Source organism: Alteromonas sp. ABV4_150 (genome assembly GCF_056311745.1).
Genome location: NZ_CM149971.1, coordinates 1,482,340 through 1,498,344, shown reverse-complemented (window position 1 = coordinate 1,498,344; position 16,005 = coordinate 1,482,340). Strand labels below are relative to the sequence as shown.

Genomic DNA, 16,005 nt, shown 5'->3' with positions numbered 1-16,005 from the left:
CCGCTCATATTTCGCTATACTTTATCAAGAGTGGCTTTCTAGTACTAGGAAGAAAAACTAATTGTCTTTAGCCATTGATAATAGTTATTGTACGTACTAATTCTGTCGCTAGAAAGTTTGAGTTAATCAAAGAGCTTTTTGCAATTATTAACGTAGTGACATAGTCTGTGAAATCTTTGCTGGAAAAAGGTGAACTCTCCGAGGAAGAGGAGAAGCGTAGACTATATTATCGTGCAAGGCTTTTGATTGATTATGTCAGCGGCATGACTGACAGTTTCGCATAGCAAGAGTATCGTGAGCTTACAGCATCCATATAGAATCAGAAAATATCGGGGTGGTGGTAAAAAAATAGCCGATAGTGAAAATAGTCGTTATAAAAAGAGTAAAACCCACATACGGAATTAACCAAACGGGAAGTAACGTCTCTTTGGGTAGAAATACAAAAAGTATCAATGCCAAATTGACAAGAAATGGAGTTGCTGACACACCCATATCACGAGTTGGAGTACTGTGCCTCTGTTTGTTTTCGAAATTCTTCAAATTCAAAAATCCAGACCTAGATTCAAATTAACTGAAAAATTGTCCAAAAGCCCAGACTGAGCTAAAGAAGCTCAGGATATTTAAGAATGAAAAACATAAGGTTACATATTAGAAAAACAGCGTAAATGATAGGTGACATGATAAAAATTGTGTCGAATGGCTCATTAAGATTGGCACGAATTTCGGGGTTTACTAAGTGGTCAATATCAAATATGTAAAAAGCTAAAAAAAGCTGAGCTATCAATGGACATGCAGATAAAAACTATTTCCGTTTCGAAGATTTATGTTTTCCCAGACGCTAAATTGTCTTGTAAACGCCTTTCCAGACCGGGATGAGAGCAACAATTATGAGTAGTGTGATAATTATTGTGGTTATGAATGTCATTTTACCCTCTTATCTTTTCAGTTTTGGTGAATAATAGTTTTTACATAGCTTTTTTTTAAAATTGCGTTATCGTGGCCTGCTTTTTAACAAGCCAGCGTTTCTTTCTTCGTGTGCTATTGCGTCATCGTTGCTTGTCCAAGAATAGCCTAGTCACACTCAGTACAAACCCTACACTGTTTAAAATAACGGCAAGCCTAAGGAACTGACTTGTGCTATTACTCTCCAAAAAAGAAGCAATAATAAGAACTATGTTGATAAAAAACGCGGTTGCCATGCAGGCTACAATTTTTTTCATAACTGCAATCCTAAAGTAGTTTCTCAGAATGCTTATCTTTAGCATTTAAGGCGTCTGACGTGTTTGCGTAGTTATCAGTAACAGCGTCAGACAACATCCGACTCATCTCATCGGTCGTGTAAGGGGCAAGCGCATGTTGCGCTAACTTTGCATTTCGAGAGCGAGCTTCCTGAGAGGTAGGGGCATTTAGAACGTAATTACGCAGACATTTTTTCTGTATTTTATCTGTTTCTGAGATGATTAATTCGGACTCTCTGTTAAATTTTCTGAAGTGTAGTTGGTTGTAGAAGACATCATACGCTGCACTTTGACTGCATTTTCTTATATTTAGAGTTAAGTAATCGCGGTCAAAGTCTGCCAAGCCCTCTGCATCTTCAGCGATTTTTTCGAGTGAAACCTCTGCTAACAGTTTACTATTATCTTCAATTAAAAATGCAGCTCTTAAAAGCAGAATACATATAAGTAACAATGAAATGATTGCAACTAGAAAAGGTTTTGGCATGCTATTTACCTGTCGTCAGTCCATTACAGTTCGTTATTCAATTTGATGCCGGATTATGGTAGCGATTGAGGTTTACCAATGCAGTAGTAATAGCCATCTGCATTCACACCAACATGACTACCTAATCGACAGCTTGTTACTTGTTGCGTCTTATGATGTAGATGATAGCCAGCGTCATAAGCAGAGCCGGTAGTAGCCAAAGCAATTCCACATTCATATATCCTGCTTCCTTTCATCTAGGTTCGAAAACTGCTTTTGAATATAGTTTTTCGCCAGCAGGTAAGACACCGTTAGCGCGACAGCGAGTGTGCTCAGAACCGTCAGGGTGAATCTCTGCTCAGGAAAACCTACAGCAACAAAAAACACAACAGAGATGAGGCAAATTGTCAGAATAAATTTCTTCATGCGCAAAGCTGCTCAATCATCTTTTCATCGTACTTTTCCCGATTTGCATAGATGCACTTATACAGGTCGTAAAGACATAAGCTGAAAAGATTATGACGGAGCGTAAATGCCCGTGCCGAAAGAGTGATTCTACCGACAGATACAAGAATACCGACAGTTGCTTCTGAGTCAGCAACTGTCCGCCCAAAATCTGCTACAAAGATTTCGTCAGGGCCGTGCTCTTCGAGGAGCACGCTTTCAGCATCTTGAATAACACGAATATAAATTTTCTCGCCATCCCGAACGGCGTTAATGTCAGTGTGGTTGTCGGATGAGGCTTCCAGCTGATAGCCAAGCTCGCTCAGAAAAAGTACAATCTCGTCACGGAACCTCAATTGCCCCAGCCCTTCTACCCATGCAGCAAACTCCATTAGCTCCGCCCTACTGACTCGTTGGGAATGATACCTTTTGCAGAGATTCATCAGCGGGTAGCAGGCTCGAGTGAATGCAGAATATACGGGTTTATCTATTGTTTCTGTTTGTTGGATAACTTCTTTCATTTTTCAATGTCCTCTTTGTGTGAGTTATTTACTTTAACGAGCGAAGGCATAAAGTCCCAAACTGGAAACTTCCGGTTGTACAGCGCATAATTTCTATGAATTTTTACTCAAGCGGCAGAGCCGCCCACGATGCCCATTTTTTATCCAGAATATTAATGAATGTATCAGCTTCAGTTTTTAGCAGACTGAGAAGTGCTTCTTCATCGAACTGAATAATGCCTGGAAATCGTTTTGCTATATACATGAGAGACTCGAAGTATACGTTGTGGAAAAACATATCTAGATAATTGAAGAATTGACGATGATAGTTATGCCATTCTTCAATTATATGTCTGCTTAAACCTTCGAAAATCGGTTCATCTGAGTATACAAGAAGACAAAGACTGCCAAATTCAGAATCCGTTAAAAATGGCATGAGATCTTCACGAGTTATGTCCAATGTAATCGCACCTTCATGATCATATAAGAGCTCTTTAAGAGAGATTGTTTGGTTTTGACTGTCAGTATTTCCACCTCTTACACCTCCGCTACGCTCATTTTCTTGATTAAGGAGTAAATTCTCAAAAACTTCTGCGTAAGTAGATGAATCACCGCTAAGTTCTTTTAACTTAGCATACGCCTCATTGCTCAAGTGAATTGCAATTTGTTTCTTACTATTCTTTAAAGCTGCCCGTTGTTTTCTTTTCGCTATACGTAACTGCTCTTTGCGAGAAGGTGTATCCATTGTTTGCTGTTCCTATGACTAGTCATCAGTCAATGTTAGCAGCTTTATACTAAGAATTATTAATGGTTTACCGTGACATAAATAGTCGCATGATTAGTCAGAAAGTTCTGATTAGTAACAGCCTTAATATTGAGCTATATGCTATGTAGACATAGCCATATCTAAGAGAAAGAGAATGACTCCTTTTACTTTGGCCATGCTGGTGCTGCTGGCTCTTTTTATACTTGGTCTTGTATTCTACCCCTGCATCAACCGGAGAATTGAACAATGTGCTAAAGACGCACTTAAATGAAGGAATTTATTGGAACAACAAAATCTGATGACTAGTCATCAGGCTGTAATCTTCGCTAATCAATTGAAAACGGATACGTATGACTTTAAGCACTCTGACGCCACTTAAAAACCTTAAAATTCATAAGGATAGACATGAGGTCTACCTGCATTCATTTTCATGCCGGGTTGATGAGGATGGGATTCGGTTAATCAGTCTGCCTTGTTCCAGGTACATTGGCTATTATCTGGACAGCCCGCTGCCGCCAGGAACACCGGTAGAGTTTTCTATTGTACCGGTGAAATCTTATTGCGACCTAATCACACCTGCTCCAGACCAAAACAAGAATATTGACGCATTTTTAAACTATATAGCTGAGCTTTCGTGCGTAATGGCTTCACGGGAAGTTATCGCTACAGCCGTCTACCACGGTACATCTGTAGTGGTAGAGCGAGATGGTAAAACTAAAGAGGTCGACCCACTGAGTATTATCGACAACATGCTGTTTAAGGTTCTTGATAAAAGCGAGAGGTAACAAACCAACGCCGAAAATATTCTTAAAAAAATAAAAAAAAGTGTTTGCTTTTCGTTTTTAAAACCTTATAAACCTTGTGAGCCTTTCGAAAACAGGAGGAAATATGCAAGGCTCACAACAACTTACATCTTATAAAATGGATAGTCACAACGCACTGATGTTGGGCCCCCGCAATACCTATCTGAACTGGGGTTGCGGTCCTGATAATGGAAACAGTGACAATCAGAATGCAGTAACTCTTACTGAAATAACCATTCACTTGTCGGCAAACCAAGCGAGTTCAACAACGCGCAAAAAATTCAGAATCGATTTTTCAACCGATGACGTCAGCAAAGTTTTGTCAGTGCCACTTAAAGTAAGGGAGGCGACTTACCTTTGGGCGTGGCTGAAGCTTAATGGTACAGCAGCCAGATTTCCCTCTGACGAACTTGGGCTGCTTAAGGCCACTTGTTATGCGTCTTTGTTAGTCGGTCGAGTTTTACCGGTATTTGGTTCTGCTATTGAGGCATATCACTTCTTCAAAGCCGAATTACCGCCCGCAGCTATGCGAACACTTCTGGGAGAGAACGAAGAGGAGTTGGCCACGCGAATAGAAAATGGTCACTTGTCTGGTCTCGGCGGGTACCTTGGCGGGTTGACAGAAAGTAAAGATAAAACACAGTTTAAAGCTGCGATCAGTAGCCTTTTGCCGTCAAAAATCACAGAACAACTCGTCCCGCAGCCCGTTTTAAACGAACGCGGTAAGCGTGTAAAAAACAAATTTTATTTCTCAGCTCCAAAGTACACAGTAAAGTAAGGACACTACAATGTTAAAAGCAACCATAACGAAATTTTCTCTAGTACTTATATCTATTCTCAGTTTTAGTAATGGTAACGTTCCTCTGGGAATGCTTGCTCTTCTGGGAATACCGATCGCCATTATCTACTTCGGAGTAAGCAACGCCGACTCAAACGATGATTACAGAGGCGCGAAAAGAAATGAAAAAGGATTTTTTACTGATAATCGTGGGCACGTAAAGCCATCACTTCCAGTCTATAAGCCAAAATATATCCTTGATTCGGAAAAAGAGGGAATTGCAAAGACAGCCGCAGGTATCGGTTTAGTTACCGCAGCCACAGCCTTGGCATCTGACGACCATGCTGACAGGAATGCATCCTTCTTCGACGATGATACAAGTATAAACCCAGCTACCGGGTTACCAATGTTCGGTGGCGTCGATAGCGCCGGTAATCCATTTGGAAGCGCTGGATCTACTGATAGCAGCGTGTCAGAGGATCTAACGTTTAATCCGGCAACCGGGCTACCGATGAGCGGGGGCTTTGATGCTGCTGGCAATACTTATGGGCATGACAATGCGAGCGAAAGTGTTTCCCTTGATACGTTTGATGATGCCGGTTCGATTGATTCTTTTGATACCACTGACACTTTTGATTCGTTCGATAGTTCAGACAGCTTTAGCTCTTTTGATGATAACTGGTGATAACATGATATTTGATGACAAATTAGCTGAGTTAAATTCGGACACTTTGATTGCGTTGCTTAGCTGTCCATCCTGTAGCAAGGAAACAGTCGCTCTTCCTGACTATCAACATTGTGACTTTATTCCTTGTAAGCACTGTGGAGTAGGGCTGTCCGAGGATAATATAAAAGACTGGGTGTCAGCCAGTAACGCAGATATACAGCTTTATATAGATGCCGGTGTATTGGAAATTGAGTGAAAAAAGTGTGTATACCTATTTCTTTGGTTTTTACTCATTGAAATAAATGGTTTTACGCATTATCAACAAACGTTGGGAGCAGTATACCGGTGTTGGTGTTTAACCATTTTAAATGGGGCGTTCGAAAAAAGCGGGGTCCAGTGCAAATAGTATATCGCTGGGCGCCCAATGCTCTTCGAGTAGTTTAAGCATGGGTAGAAAAGCTTTCTTAGGAAAAAAGCCATGTTTGCGTCTGAATAAAGAAATTGCATCAGCGATATCCCGTTTTAGTTCAAGGTTCGGTATCTTTTCTGGCAACTCATGTTCGGCAAGTAGTTGGTCTGCTTCCTTGTAACGCGGAAACTGGACGACGGTGGTCATAGGATTAGCCTTTTTCTAGGTTAAAATTCTCTTACAGGTTTGAAGCTGGTATCTATTCTTTGTGCCTCACTTTTCCTGAGTATAACTGGTGTAACGGGATGCATAGGTCGAGGTCATTCCAGTCCAGTTCTCCTTCGATTACTCTGAACTGCTGGAATTTCTTCAAATCGAGGTAGCTTCTTGTTACGGGGTGTTTTGCTGATTTAAGAAATCTTTCGAAGTCGACTCGTTTTACAGTACCGTCATTGAAGTAAATTTCAATTGTATAACCACTGATGTAGTTAGCTCTCTTTATGAAGAGAGAGTTCTTTGCTTTGCCCTTACGTGACACCTCAAATTCTCGATAGGATAGGTGTGCAGTAAACGTCACGCAGGCGACAACAAACAATGATATGGAGGTAATAATGTAAACAGTTTCCATATAGCCTTAACTCCAGTACTTATAACTACCTTTTATTATTCGAAGGTTTGCTAAGGCCAGAGACCCATGAAAAACCTATGTATATAATTAAAAATGTAACGACCGTACTTATAAGCGCAAATAATTGTATTACGTCCATACTTAGCCTCTTTTACTAACTCCCATATTTGTTATTCCGTCGGTTTCAAAAAGCAGTGTTGCAATAGTAATCGCACTAACTTTCTAAAATACGAAGCGTTGAAGCTGTTTTGTGTATTGAAAATAGTTAAAAACTACTAGAACGATTCTGTATGAAAGAAACTGACCTGACGTTAAACAGAACTTTCCGATATAGCCTGATGCTCTTTTCTTAAGGTCTAATACTGGAAGTCGGCTGCTGGAGAAGACTATGTTACCGGATGAGTTAATATTTTTACTCCCCCTAGGGCTAATGATTTTTGGTTGCTGGTATGTAAAGCGAAACAAATAAGTTCAGAGGTTACTTCCCTTGGTTATTGAAACCAAAGGAACTGAGCGGGATAAAACTGAAAAGCCTTGTTTCGCTGGCTGCAGATTGGCAGATATTGTGTATTCGTGATACTTCAAAAAGGAGGTTATATGTATTTGGGAACTGTGATTAGTCTGATTGCTTATTACGTACTTTCTATATGGGCGCTGACTAATATTAATAAAAGAACGAGACGTTTGAGTAGATTTTTGCAGGGCTTTATTCGAGTTTTTTCAATCATATGCTTTGCAGCTGTTCCAACTGGCTTAGTTTTGAACTTGGAGAGTCGAAGCTTATCTCTAAGCAGCGCTGTCAGCTGGTCTTTTGCAGTAATAGTTGGCTGCGTAGTGGTATCCCTAGTTTTTATTATTACGAAGGATATCAGGAGCAGGAAAATAAGTTTTGCTGAGTGGTGTAAAGAAGAGTACTAACTCGTTAGTGTAACTAACATAGAAAGCGAGAGTGTCTCGAGGGGTTATATGGATTGTATGATTCACGCTTTAATGCCTGCCGCTTTATCTTTTGGCATCTTGCTATTTTTAACGATGGCTTGGTATTACATCTTGCAGGATAACCAAAAGAAATTGCAAGTTGGCGAGTACTATAAAAATCGGAAGACCCAAAACGACAAGATTGTCCATGTAGAGGCATATTTCACCGGCAAACCGTTAAAAGCCAGGTGGGCTTTTGGTCCAATGTTAGTATTTTTGCTAGTAATAGTAAAAATATTTTTCATTGCCCAGATTAATCGAAGCTGTACAGAAACTTTTTCTTTCTCGATGGGGGTAATCGTAATGATTGCCATGGTATTCAATCTTTGGCTAGGCTTCTGGATTTGTGCTTATTCGAAACGTCTTTATGAAACCTGTTACGAGCAGGCTGCTGATAAATATTGGGAGTGGCTTTCAACGTGTGATGTACAGCAATTAAAAAAATTATCATCAAGTAGCGAATTAAGCGAAAGCTCCAAGACTGTTATTTTATGCTATCTGGATGAAGTGCATCCTGGTTGGACATTAATTTAAATTTATTACTTACAAGGAGACAAAAATGCCAGCTGAAATTATGTTTTTGCTACCAATAGCCACCTTAATAATTGGTGCAATATATCTTATCAAACGTCATTACAAGTAATAGTTGTAATGACGTTTTGACTGTATTACTTTTAAAGTAGCTAAAAGCACTACCTTCCTGAAAAAAAATCAATAACCGTTTTTACAAAACTGGTGTTCCTTCTCTTTGCCGCTGTTATGAAAAGGGTTGTCGAGTATACGAATAAAACTACTGTAACACTCAAGAATACTAACCTTGCATAATCAGTTTTAAGTAAATTACCAACATGCTGGGCGTTATCTCCAGCAAAAAACCAGGTTGTAAAAGCCGCACAGCTGATTGAAACCCAAAAATTGTTAAAAAATTGGTGAAATTTAGCATTAATTTCTCGCATAGGTTTCCTCAGTGCAGTGTAAATTAGTGGACAAAAAGCCTCGGTATGGCAGAGCTTCAGCGTCATATGTAGCTGTCTTTAATTGCAACCACTTCTACTTTAAACATTCCACATAAAAACTATCAAATTGGAAGTTTCCGTTTTGATAGTTGTTGCAAAGAAGCGAGAAGCTGTGATTTATCGCCAGTCCTCCAACTGCTGCAACGCCTTAATACGGTCACGTTGCAGAGCGAAAGCTTCAAATACATCATCAAAGTTTGTGTTATTTGGCTTTAGGTTAGGTAAGGCTAAATTGGCCTGGCTAAAAAACTCAATTTGATTGTTTTTCCAGCCTTGTTTCCACCAAGAAACGATTAGTTCACGAGAGTTAGAAAGCTTCAAACCTGTGGGTAATTTATCGGATTTGCTAGCATTTATACTCGACTGGGTCGGTAACAAATTCCAAAGGTCGTTATTGGGCCATCGCGCAAAAGGAAAAGCGTGATCGATAGCGTAGCTAGATAACCTCAAACGCTTACCTGACCAACAGCATGCAACATCTTCACTTTCTAGTAATTCGTTAACGCGTTTTCGAATTCTTGAAGTGGTGCGTTCTGGGTCGTCCCATCTAAGCGCATTGAGGTAATCTACTTTAGTAAGTGGCCTTTGTTTGTTATGGCTGTACCCAGCCATCAAGGAAGACCATTCATTAATCAAAGTAGGCTCTATCCATACGCTAAACTGCGTTAATGAATCCCAAATATGAGTAGGAACATAGAACTTACCCAGTGAAGACAAAAAATCGAAGTCTAAGAGAAGGTCGGTTTTAGGTTTTCGAGTTTGATTAAGTTCAACATGAAAAACACCTTTATCAGTGCCAGGTAACGTGGTGTGCTTAGCGGGCATGTTTTTTACTGTCGAAGCGATGTCTTTTAGAGTTCGGTAAATCGCTTGCACTGTTGCACTATCTGAATAATGCGCGCCAATATAAAAATCATTACTAGAAAAGGCTTTAATTTGCTGCCAGCCGTCTTCCTTGATAAATCCTAATCCTCTGCTCGCATTGCTGTTTTGCTGCATTTCGAACTTATCAATTAAGGGTTTGTAAAGCTTCAGCCAATAGAGCGCCACCAGCCCAACCGGTAAAACAACATGCTCGTTTGTTTGCTCTATTACAGCGCCTGGATGGCCTTCGGCGATTCTAAGCAGTGTTCGTAATAGTGCTATCTTATACGTTGATGATTTACTGTCGTTTATTACGATATTCCTGATTAAAGGAAATGCACCTGTACCATTATCAGGTAGCGTCAGTAAAACCGTTTGCCACTGAACATCCGCACGACCTAGCTCATCGTTTGACTTTTCAGGAGTAAGCAGTCGATAAGTAAGCCCGAACTGGCTAGCAAATTTAGCCAGTTCATCTGCTGAAACAGGGTACATGGTACGTTCGTCAGCGCACTTGCCATGTCGCAGCGAGATGATTAACGTGCCATTAGGCTTTAGCAAAGAAGATAGCTTTCTAAAAGCACGTTCTCGCGACGATGGCGCGATGTGCATCCAAACTGCACTTAGAAGTATTAAATCAAATTTAGTTTGTAAGCGAAAAACTTCAGTCAGTTCGGGTAGTGTATCTGATATCCAGTGAATTGGGTTTGAAACGGTATAGCCTTGCGCGAGCTCTCTAATGCCAGTTGCGGGCTCGACCGCAACCACACCCAAACCCTTTGAGGCTAAATAACGCGCATCACGTCCAGAGCCTGCACCCACATCCAGCACCATTCCTTCTTTAGGTATGGCGTATAACCATTCTTTGTGAACAGACTCAAAGGGTACGCTATCGTATTGTTTCGCAAGTGTCGAAGCGTTAGTTGAGTAGTACGTTATATTTTGGGTCAAACCGCTAACTTATTGCCAATCCGTTGAGTGTCTATTTCTAAATCATTTAGCAAGTAAACTCAAATCATCCTTCTGAAAACGAATGAACATTATCGCTGAATTGTAAATAACAATAATTATCATTTAAATTAAGTTTAAGCTATTTTATACTCCTGCCCCGAAAACATACAAACCCTCCAAAACCAATAGCAGAGAAAACCATGAAACTAAGCAGTTTATTTGCACTAACGCCTATCGCGTTTGCGTTGTCAGTAAATGCGCAAACTACACAAAGCGATACGGTAGAAGTTAAAGAAGCAGATGTTGAAAAAATTCGTATTGTTGGCGTTCGTCAAAACCGCGTAAGCCGCGGTGCAACGGGCTTAACCATGGAAATTAGCGAAACGCCGCAGTCCATTAGTATTCTGTCTGAAGACTTAATGCAGTCGTTTGGTGCGTTTAATATTAATGATGCGCTAAAGCTTGCGCCGGGTATTAACGTAGAAGAGTGGGAAACTAACCGTACTAACTACACAGCCCGTGGTTTTGAAATTAAAAACACCCAAATTGACGGTGTAGGCCTGCCGAACGACTGGGGCATTGTTACCGGCTCTGTTGAAGCTTACGGCTATGAGGAAATTGAAGTTATTCGTGGTGCCAACGGCCTGCTAACCGGTGTGGGTAATGCGTCGGGTACCATTAACTATGTGCGCAAGCGCCCAACCAATGAAGAGGGTGGTGAAATTGGCGCAAGCATTGGCTCGTACAACTTTAAGCGCGTACAGGGCGACTATTCAATGCTGCTTACTGAAGACGGCAGCTGGGCGGCCCGCGTGGTAGCAAGCGTTGAAGATAAAGAGTCGCACCTAGATGGCCTGGAAAACGATCGCAGCTTTGTGTACGGTGTTATCGACGGCCAGTTAACCGACAACGCTACCGTAACCTTTGGGTTGTCTTATCAAGATGCGAATACCGACGGCAACACCTGGGGCGGGCTAGTATTTAATTACACCGATGGCACCCAAGCCGAGTGGGATATTAGCGATACCACGGCCCAAGAGTGGTCGAAATGGGATACCGAAACCACCAATGCCTTTGTAGAGCTAGACTACGTGTTCGATAACGATTGGCAGCTACTGCTTAGCTATAACTACCGCGACTTTGAAGATCAAAGCAAACTGTTTTACGCCTACGGCGCAATTGATAAAGACACGAGCTTAGGCCTTATTGGCTGGCCGGGTCGTTATGACTCAGAGCGCGATTCTCATCTTGTTGAAGGCCGTGTATTTGGTGATTTTTCGCTATTTGGTCGCAATCATGAAGTGAACTTTGGGGTAAGCCACGCTACTAGCGATGACGTGTCTTTTGTTCACGCCTTTGATTACGCTGCTACACCTGCTTACGGCCCAACGCCTGCGTTTCCTTATGCGCTAGATGCCATTGCCGAGCCAGATTGGCTAGCTGCTGCTGAATATTCAAATATTGAGCAAAACCTAACCCGTTACTTTGGCTCTGCGCGTTTCAGCGTTACTGATGAAATGCATGTTATTGCTGGCTTTAACGCCATCGATTTTGAGCGAACAGGGCAAAACGCTGGCGCGGTTATCGATAACTCAGAAAGCGAAGCCAGCCCTTATGTTGGTGCTACTTACGCAGTCACTGAAGATGTGAACGCGTACGTAAGTTATTCAGACGTGTACCAGCCGCAAGAACAGTACGATATTAACGGCCAGTACCTAGACCCTACCAAAGGTCAAAACTTTGAAGCGGGCGTGAAAGCCCAATGGTTTGACGACCGTTTATTAACAACGTTCGCGTACTTTACTGCAGAGCAAGACAACTTGGCAGCTTACTCAGGCACTAACCCAGACACGCTTCAGTACTACTACAAAGGCGTGTCGGTAGAGTCTGACGGTTTTGAAATTGAAGTAGCCGGCCAAGTAACCGATGCCTTGCGTGTTAATGCGTCTTACACCGCTATCGACGTAGAGGATGAGCAGGGCAATGATGCTAACCTATGGGCACCCCGTGACGTAGTAACGTTCCAGCTAGCGTACACAGTGCCGCAAGCACCAGAGGTTGAAGTAGGCTTTGGCGGTCGTTGGCAGTCTGAGATAAGCAATGTTGATTACAACGTTGAACAAGGTGCGTATTTCTTGGGTAACGTGTATGCATCACAAGCGTTTACTGAAGATCTTACCGTTCGCATGAACATCAATAACATCTTCGATAAGAAGTACATTAACAGCCTGCACACTGTGGGTTACTACGGCGCGGGTATTAACGCCCAGCTAAGTGCGTCGTATAGCTTTTAATTCAAGCGCTTCATGAACGAATAAAGGCGCACGGCACTGACGATAATCCTGAAAACTACCCTTCAGTAATTCTTACTCTTATAACACCAAGCCACTGCCTTGATTAAAATTAGGGCAGTTGCTAGTGTGTTTAATCTGCTTTTATAAGCGCTGCATGTTGTTGTGTGCGGCGTTTTCTCGACTCTCCTTAATAACAAAGCGTTCTTTTATCCTAAAGGCTAATATAATATTCGTCTAATGGGTGATAATTATCTCTTAAAAGTATACTTTTTAGTGAATCTATTCTAATTTGGGTGTGCATATTAGTTTGGTTGTATCACATTCTATTCAACAACCGCTAATAAGTGTTGCCTACACCAATAATAAAAATAATCAAAAAACTTAAAACGTTTAAAAAACAACAAGTCTTGAAGGAGAAACACATTGGATCAAGGTAACTTCCCTAAAGGGAAAAAACTTAATCGAATAACCTCAGCCATTATTGCTAGTTCATTACCGTTTTTTGCGGCAATGTCAGCACCTGCTTTTGCACAAGAAGCAGAAGAAAAAGCAGAAGATGTTGAAAATATCATTGTAACCGGTACGCGTATGAGCAACCGTTCAGCGGCTGATTCACCCGTACCTGTAGACGTAATTACCGGTGATGAATTCCGCCAAAACTCGTCAAGCGACGTGCAAGATATGCTGCGTACTAACGTACCGTCCTTCGATGTAAACACACAACCAATCAGTGATGCGGCGACCATTGTGCGCCCAGCTAACATGCGCGGCCTATCACCAGATAACGTGTTGGTGTTGGTAAACGGTAAGCGTCGTCACCGCGGCTCAATCATTTCTTTCCTAGGCGGCGGTATTTCTGACGGTGCGCAGGGTGTGGATATTTCAGCAATCCCTTCACTGGCGCTAAAACAAGTAGAAGTACTGCGTGACGGTGCATCGTCACAGTACGGTTCAGACGCTATCGCCGGCGTACTTAACTTCTTACTTCGCGATAACGACGAAGGGTTTGAGTTCCGCGCTAACTACGGCTCTACCTATGAAGGCGATGGCGACAACTACACCATTTCAGCCAACGCCGGTTTCTCGCTAGGTGCAGACGGCTTTGTAAATATCACAGGTGAAATTCGTGATGTTGAAGGTACCGTGCGCTCAGTTGTGCGCAACGACGTACAAGGTATGGTTGATGCAGGTTACTTAACACAGTCTGATTTTTCTACCATCAACACTTATACCAATGAGGTGCCACAGTACTGGGGCCAGCCAGACGTAGAAGACGACTATAAAGTTTTTATTAACTCAGCGTACGAGCTAAACGACAAAGCTGAACTTTACCTATTTGGTAACTACGGTAAACGTACGGTTACCGGTGGTTTCTTCTACCGTAACCCAGTAACCGAAGGCAGCCAGCGCGGCGGTGTATACCGAGGTCCATTGGTTGACCCACTAACCGGTTTAGCCGACCCAGACGGCGTACACTCAGTACTTGTTGGTGACCTTGACGGTGTTGGCGTAGGTGGAAGCTGTATCGACGGTATTCCTATTGGCGGTAATGGTAATGTATTCCCAGATCCAACTTTCCTAGCGCAAGTACAGGCAGACGATAACTGTTTCTCGTTCATCGAAACTATTCCAACGGGCTTTGTACCTCGCTTTGGTGGCGACAACGAAGACATGGCGTTTACCGTAGGTGTGCGTGGTGACTTAGAAATTGGTAACGGTTTAGGTTACGACTTCAGTGCACAGCGTGGCTCGAACCGCACCGATTTCTTCATTAAGAACACCATAAACGCGTCATTAGGCCCAGCAACGCCGCGCGACTTTGTACCAGGTGGCCAAGAACAAACCGAAACACTAGTTAACCTTAACTTTGTGTACGGTGTTGATGTAGGTTTAGCGTCTGACTTAAACGTTGCGTTTGGTGCTGAATACCGTAAAGAAGAGTTCGATCTATTTGCCGGTGATGAAGCGTCTTATGCGCTTGGTCCGCTAGCAAGCCAAGGCTTCTCATCTAGTTCGAACGGTTTTGGTGGTTTTCCTCGTGATACTAGCTCGTCACAAGACAGTAACGCGGTCTATGTTGACTTGGAAGCTGACGTAACAGACCAACTAACCTTGCAAGCAGCGCTGCGTCGTGAAGACTTCAGTGAGTTTGGTGATACTACCGACTTTAAACTGGCCGGTATTTTCCACGTAACGGACGACTTCCGTTTACGCGGTGCATACTCAACCGGTTTCCACGCGCCAACAGCGGGCCAGGCAAGCATTACTAACGTTACCACGCAAAACGTGAATGGTGTGCTAATTGACCAAGGTACACTGCCATTATCATCGGCGGCAGGTCAGCTAGCGGCTGATTTCATTGAAAGTCAAGGCAACGGTCGTCCAGAGCTAGGGCCAGAGGAAGCGGTTAACTTCTCATTCGGTGCATCAATTGATGTGGCAGATATGAGCTGGACCATCGACTTCTACAACATTGAAATGGAAAATCGTGTAGCACTAGGTGCCAACGTAAACTTCCTAGATGCGCTTAATTTCGCTGGTGGCGGTACAGACTACGCAACCGTATCTGAAGCGCTTACTGAGCTTGATGCGTCGGGTATTATCGACCGCTCAGACTTTATCGGCTTAGACGATTTGTCACAGTTCCGCTTCTTCTCGAACAGCTTCGACACCACTACACGCGGTATCGACATTGTAGGTAACTACAGCTTCGATTTATGGGAAGGTAATTCACGTATTACGCTAGCGGCGAACTACAACGAAACCGAAGTGGACGATGTAGGTACGCTTAACCCAATTGGCGAAGGCCGTGTTGCTGCAATTGAAGACTTACTGCCAAACCTTCGCGGTAATATTTCATGGACACACACCCAAGGCGCACTTCGCACCCTAGTTCGCGCTAACTACTACGGTGGTTGGGACGACACGGGTAACGGTGTAGACGGCATTGATGCGGCTATCTTGATAGACGTAGAAGCCAAGTACTCTTATAGCGAAAACCTTGATCTTGTTATTGGTGTGAACAACCTATTCGACGAATACCCAGAAGAAAACCCAAGCGCAGGAAGCTTAGGCCAGCTTTACTCAGAAGCTAGCCCGTTTGGTTTCAATGGTGGTATGTGGTACGTGCAGGCACGTTATACTTACTAAGCCTTAAAGCAATAAAAAATGCCGTTTCATTGAAACGGCATTTTTGTTTCTGGCCC

Annotated in this window: 15 protein-coding genes; 8 read left to right on the top strand and 7 right to left on the bottom strand. The window is 42.5% G+C overall.

What is annotated here, in order from left to right; all coding sequences use genetic code 11:
• Nucleotides 1–167: 167 nt before the first annotated feature.
• Nucleotides 168–284 (top strand): hypothetical protein, encoded by a 117-nt coding sequence (locus tag ACYX4M_RS06500; RefSeq protein WP_476082364.1) that lies wholly within the window; start codon nt 168–170, stop codon nt 282–284.
• Between the two features lie 946 nt (nt 285–1,230).
• Here the strand turns inward: ACYX4M_RS06500 and ACYX4M_RS06495 are convergent.
• The 4 genes from ACYX4M_RS06495 to ACYX4M_RS06480 all read right to left on the bottom strand — a co-directional run bounded on the left by ACYX4M_RS06495 (nt 1,231) and on the right by ACYX4M_RS06480 (nt 3,390).
• Nucleotides 1,231–1,722 carry a hypothetical protein gene (locus tag ACYX4M_RS06495; RefSeq protein ID WP_476082363.1) on the bottom strand — a complete coding sequence of 164 codons (492 nt, stop codon included), beginning with the start codon at nt 1,720–1,722 and terminating at the stop codon, nt 1,231–1,233.
• A gap of 53 nt (nt 1,723–1,775) precedes the next feature.
• Complete coding sequence (locus ACYX4M_RS06490) at nt 1,776–1,922, bottom strand: hypothetical protein (RefSeq protein WP_476082362.1); 147 nt, start codon at nt 1,920–1,922, stop codon at nt 1,776–1,778.
• 201 nt (nt 1,923–2,123) lie between these two features.
• The gene (locus ACYX4M_RS06485; protein ID WP_476082361.1) at nt 2,124–2,537 is read right to left on the bottom strand and encodes a restriction endonuclease; all 414 of its coding nucleotides are present in this window, start codon (nt 2,535–2,537) and stop codon (nt 2,124–2,126) included.
• Nucleotides 2,538–2,769: 232 nt separating this feature from the next.
• Entirely contained in the window at nt 2,770–3,390 is a 621-nt protein-coding gene (locus ACYX4M_RS06480; RefSeq protein ID WP_476082360.1) for a hypothetical protein, read from the bottom strand.
• Between the two features lie 371 nt (nt 3,391–3,761).
• Here ACYX4M_RS06480 and ACYX4M_RS06475 point away from each other — a divergent pair, with 371 nt between their 5' ends.
• The 4 genes from ACYX4M_RS06475 (at nt 3,762) to ACYX4M_RS06460 (ending at nt 5,915) form a co-directional block, all read left to right on the top strand.
• Complete coding sequence (locus tag ACYX4M_RS06475) at nt 3,762–4,196, top strand: hypothetical protein (RefSeq protein ID WP_476082359.1); 435 nt, start codon at nt 3,762–3,764, stop codon at nt 4,194–4,196.
• Between the two features lie 103 nt (nt 4,197–4,299).
• Nucleotides 4,300–4,992, top strand: coding sequence for a hypothetical protein (locus tag ACYX4M_RS06470; protein ID WP_476082358.1), 693 nt, complete (start codon nt 4,300–4,302; stop codon nt 4,990–4,992).
• 91 nt (nt 4,993–5,083) lie between these two features.
• A complete protein-coding gene (locus ACYX4M_RS06465) occupies nt 5,084–5,677 on the top strand; it encodes a hypothetical protein (RefSeq protein WP_476082357.1) in 594 nt (197 codons plus the stop codon).
• A gap of 4 nt (nt 5,678–5,681) precedes the next feature.
• Nucleotides 5,682–5,915 (top strand): hypothetical protein, encoded by a 234-nt coding sequence (locus tag ACYX4M_RS06460; protein WP_333971141.1) that lies wholly within the window; start codon nt 5,682–5,684, stop codon nt 5,913–5,915.
• Between the two features lie 108 nt (nt 5,916–6,023).
• Here ACYX4M_RS06460 and ACYX4M_RS06455 read toward each other — a convergent pair whose 3' ends face one another.
• Nucleotides 6,024–6,275: a hypothetical protein gene (locus ACYX4M_RS06455; RefSeq protein WP_474372292.1), complete on the bottom strand. Its 252-nt coding sequence runs from the start codon at nt 6,273–6,275 to the stop codon at nt 6,024–6,026.
• A 52-nt stretch (nt 6,276–6,327) separates the two neighbouring features.
• Nucleotides 6,328–6,696, bottom strand: coding sequence for a DUF2442 domain-containing protein (locus tag ACYX4M_RS06450; protein WP_476082356.1), 369 nt, complete (start codon nt 6,694–6,696; stop codon nt 6,328–6,330).
• Between the two features lie 966 nt (nt 6,697–7,662).
• Here ACYX4M_RS06450 and ACYX4M_RS06445 point away from each other — a divergent pair.
• Nucleotides 7,663–8,208, top strand: coding sequence for a hypothetical protein (locus ACYX4M_RS06445; protein WP_476082355.1), 546 nt, complete (start codon nt 7,663–7,665; stop codon nt 8,206–8,208).
• A gap of 599 nt (nt 8,209–8,807) precedes the next feature.
• On the opposite strand, the gene ACYX4M_RS06440 is transcribed toward ACYX4M_RS06445, so the two are convergent.
• A complete protein-coding gene (locus ACYX4M_RS06440) occupies nt 8,808–10,505 on the bottom strand; it encodes a class I SAM-dependent methyltransferase (protein WP_476082354.1) in 1,698 nt (565 codons plus the stop codon).
• Nucleotides 10,506–10,705: 200 nt separating this feature from the next.
• Between ACYX4M_RS06440 and ACYX4M_RS06435 the strand changes: the two genes are divergently transcribed.
• Nucleotides 10,706–12,799 (top strand): TonB-dependent siderophore receptor, encoded by a 2,094-nt coding sequence (locus ACYX4M_RS06435; RefSeq protein ID WP_476082353.1) that lies wholly within the window; start codon nt 10,706–10,708, stop codon nt 12,797–12,799.
• A 423-nt stretch (nt 12,800–13,222) separates the two neighbouring features.
• The gene (locus ACYX4M_RS06430) at nt 13,223–15,949 is read left to right on the top strand and encodes a TonB-dependent receptor plug domain-containing protein (RefSeq protein WP_476082352.1); all 2,727 of its coding nucleotides are present in this window, start codon (nt 13,223–13,225) and stop codon (nt 15,947–15,949) included.
• Nucleotides 15,950–16,005 lie beyond the last annotated feature (56 nt).

Excerpts from the sequence above, each read along its gene's own strand:
- ACYX4M_RS06475 (WP_476082359.1), top strand. The coding sequence starts at position 3,762 with ATGACTTTAAGCACTCTGACGCCACTTAAAAACCTTAAAATTCATAAG.
- ACYX4M_RS06450 (WP_476082356.1), bottom strand. The coding sequence starts at position 6,696 with ATGGAAACTGTTTACATTATTACCTCCATATCATTGTTTGTTGTCGCC.
- ACYX4M_RS06445 (WP_476082355.1), top strand. The coding sequence starts at position 7,663 with ATGGATTGTATGATTCACGCTTTAATGCCTGCCGCTTTATCTTTTGGC.
- ACYX4M_RS06470 (WP_476082358.1), top strand. The coding sequence starts at position 4,300 with ATGCAAGGCTCACAACAACTTACATCTTATAAAATGGATAGTCACAAC.
- ACYX4M_RS06480 (WP_476082360.1), bottom strand. The coding sequence starts at position 3,390 with ATGGATACACCTTCTCGCAAAGAGCAGTTACGTATAGCGAAAAGAAAA.
- ACYX4M_RS06465 (WP_476082357.1), top strand. The coding sequence starts at position 5,084 with ATGCTTGCTCTTCTGGGAATACCGATCGCCATTATCTACTTCGGAGTA.
- ACYX4M_RS06485 (WP_476082361.1), bottom strand. The coding sequence starts at position 2,537 with ATGGAGTTTGCTGCATGGGTAGAAGGGCTGGGGCAATTGAGGTTCCGT.
- ACYX4M_RS06455 (WP_474372292.1), bottom strand. The coding sequence starts at position 6,275 with ATGACCACCGTCGTCCAGTTTCCGCGTTACAAGGAAGCAGACCAACTA.
- ACYX4M_RS06495 (WP_476082363.1), bottom strand. The coding sequence starts at position 1,722 with ATGCCAAAACCTTTTCTAGTTGCAATCATTTCATTGTTACTTATATGT.
- ACYX4M_RS06460 (WP_333971141.1), top strand. The coding sequence starts at position 5,682 with ATGATATTTGATGACAAATTAGCTGAGTTAAATTCGGACACTTTGATT.
- ACYX4M_RS06435 (WP_476082353.1), top strand. The coding sequence starts at position 10,706 with ATGAAACTAAGCAGTTTATTTGCACTAACGCCTATCGCGTTTGCGTTG.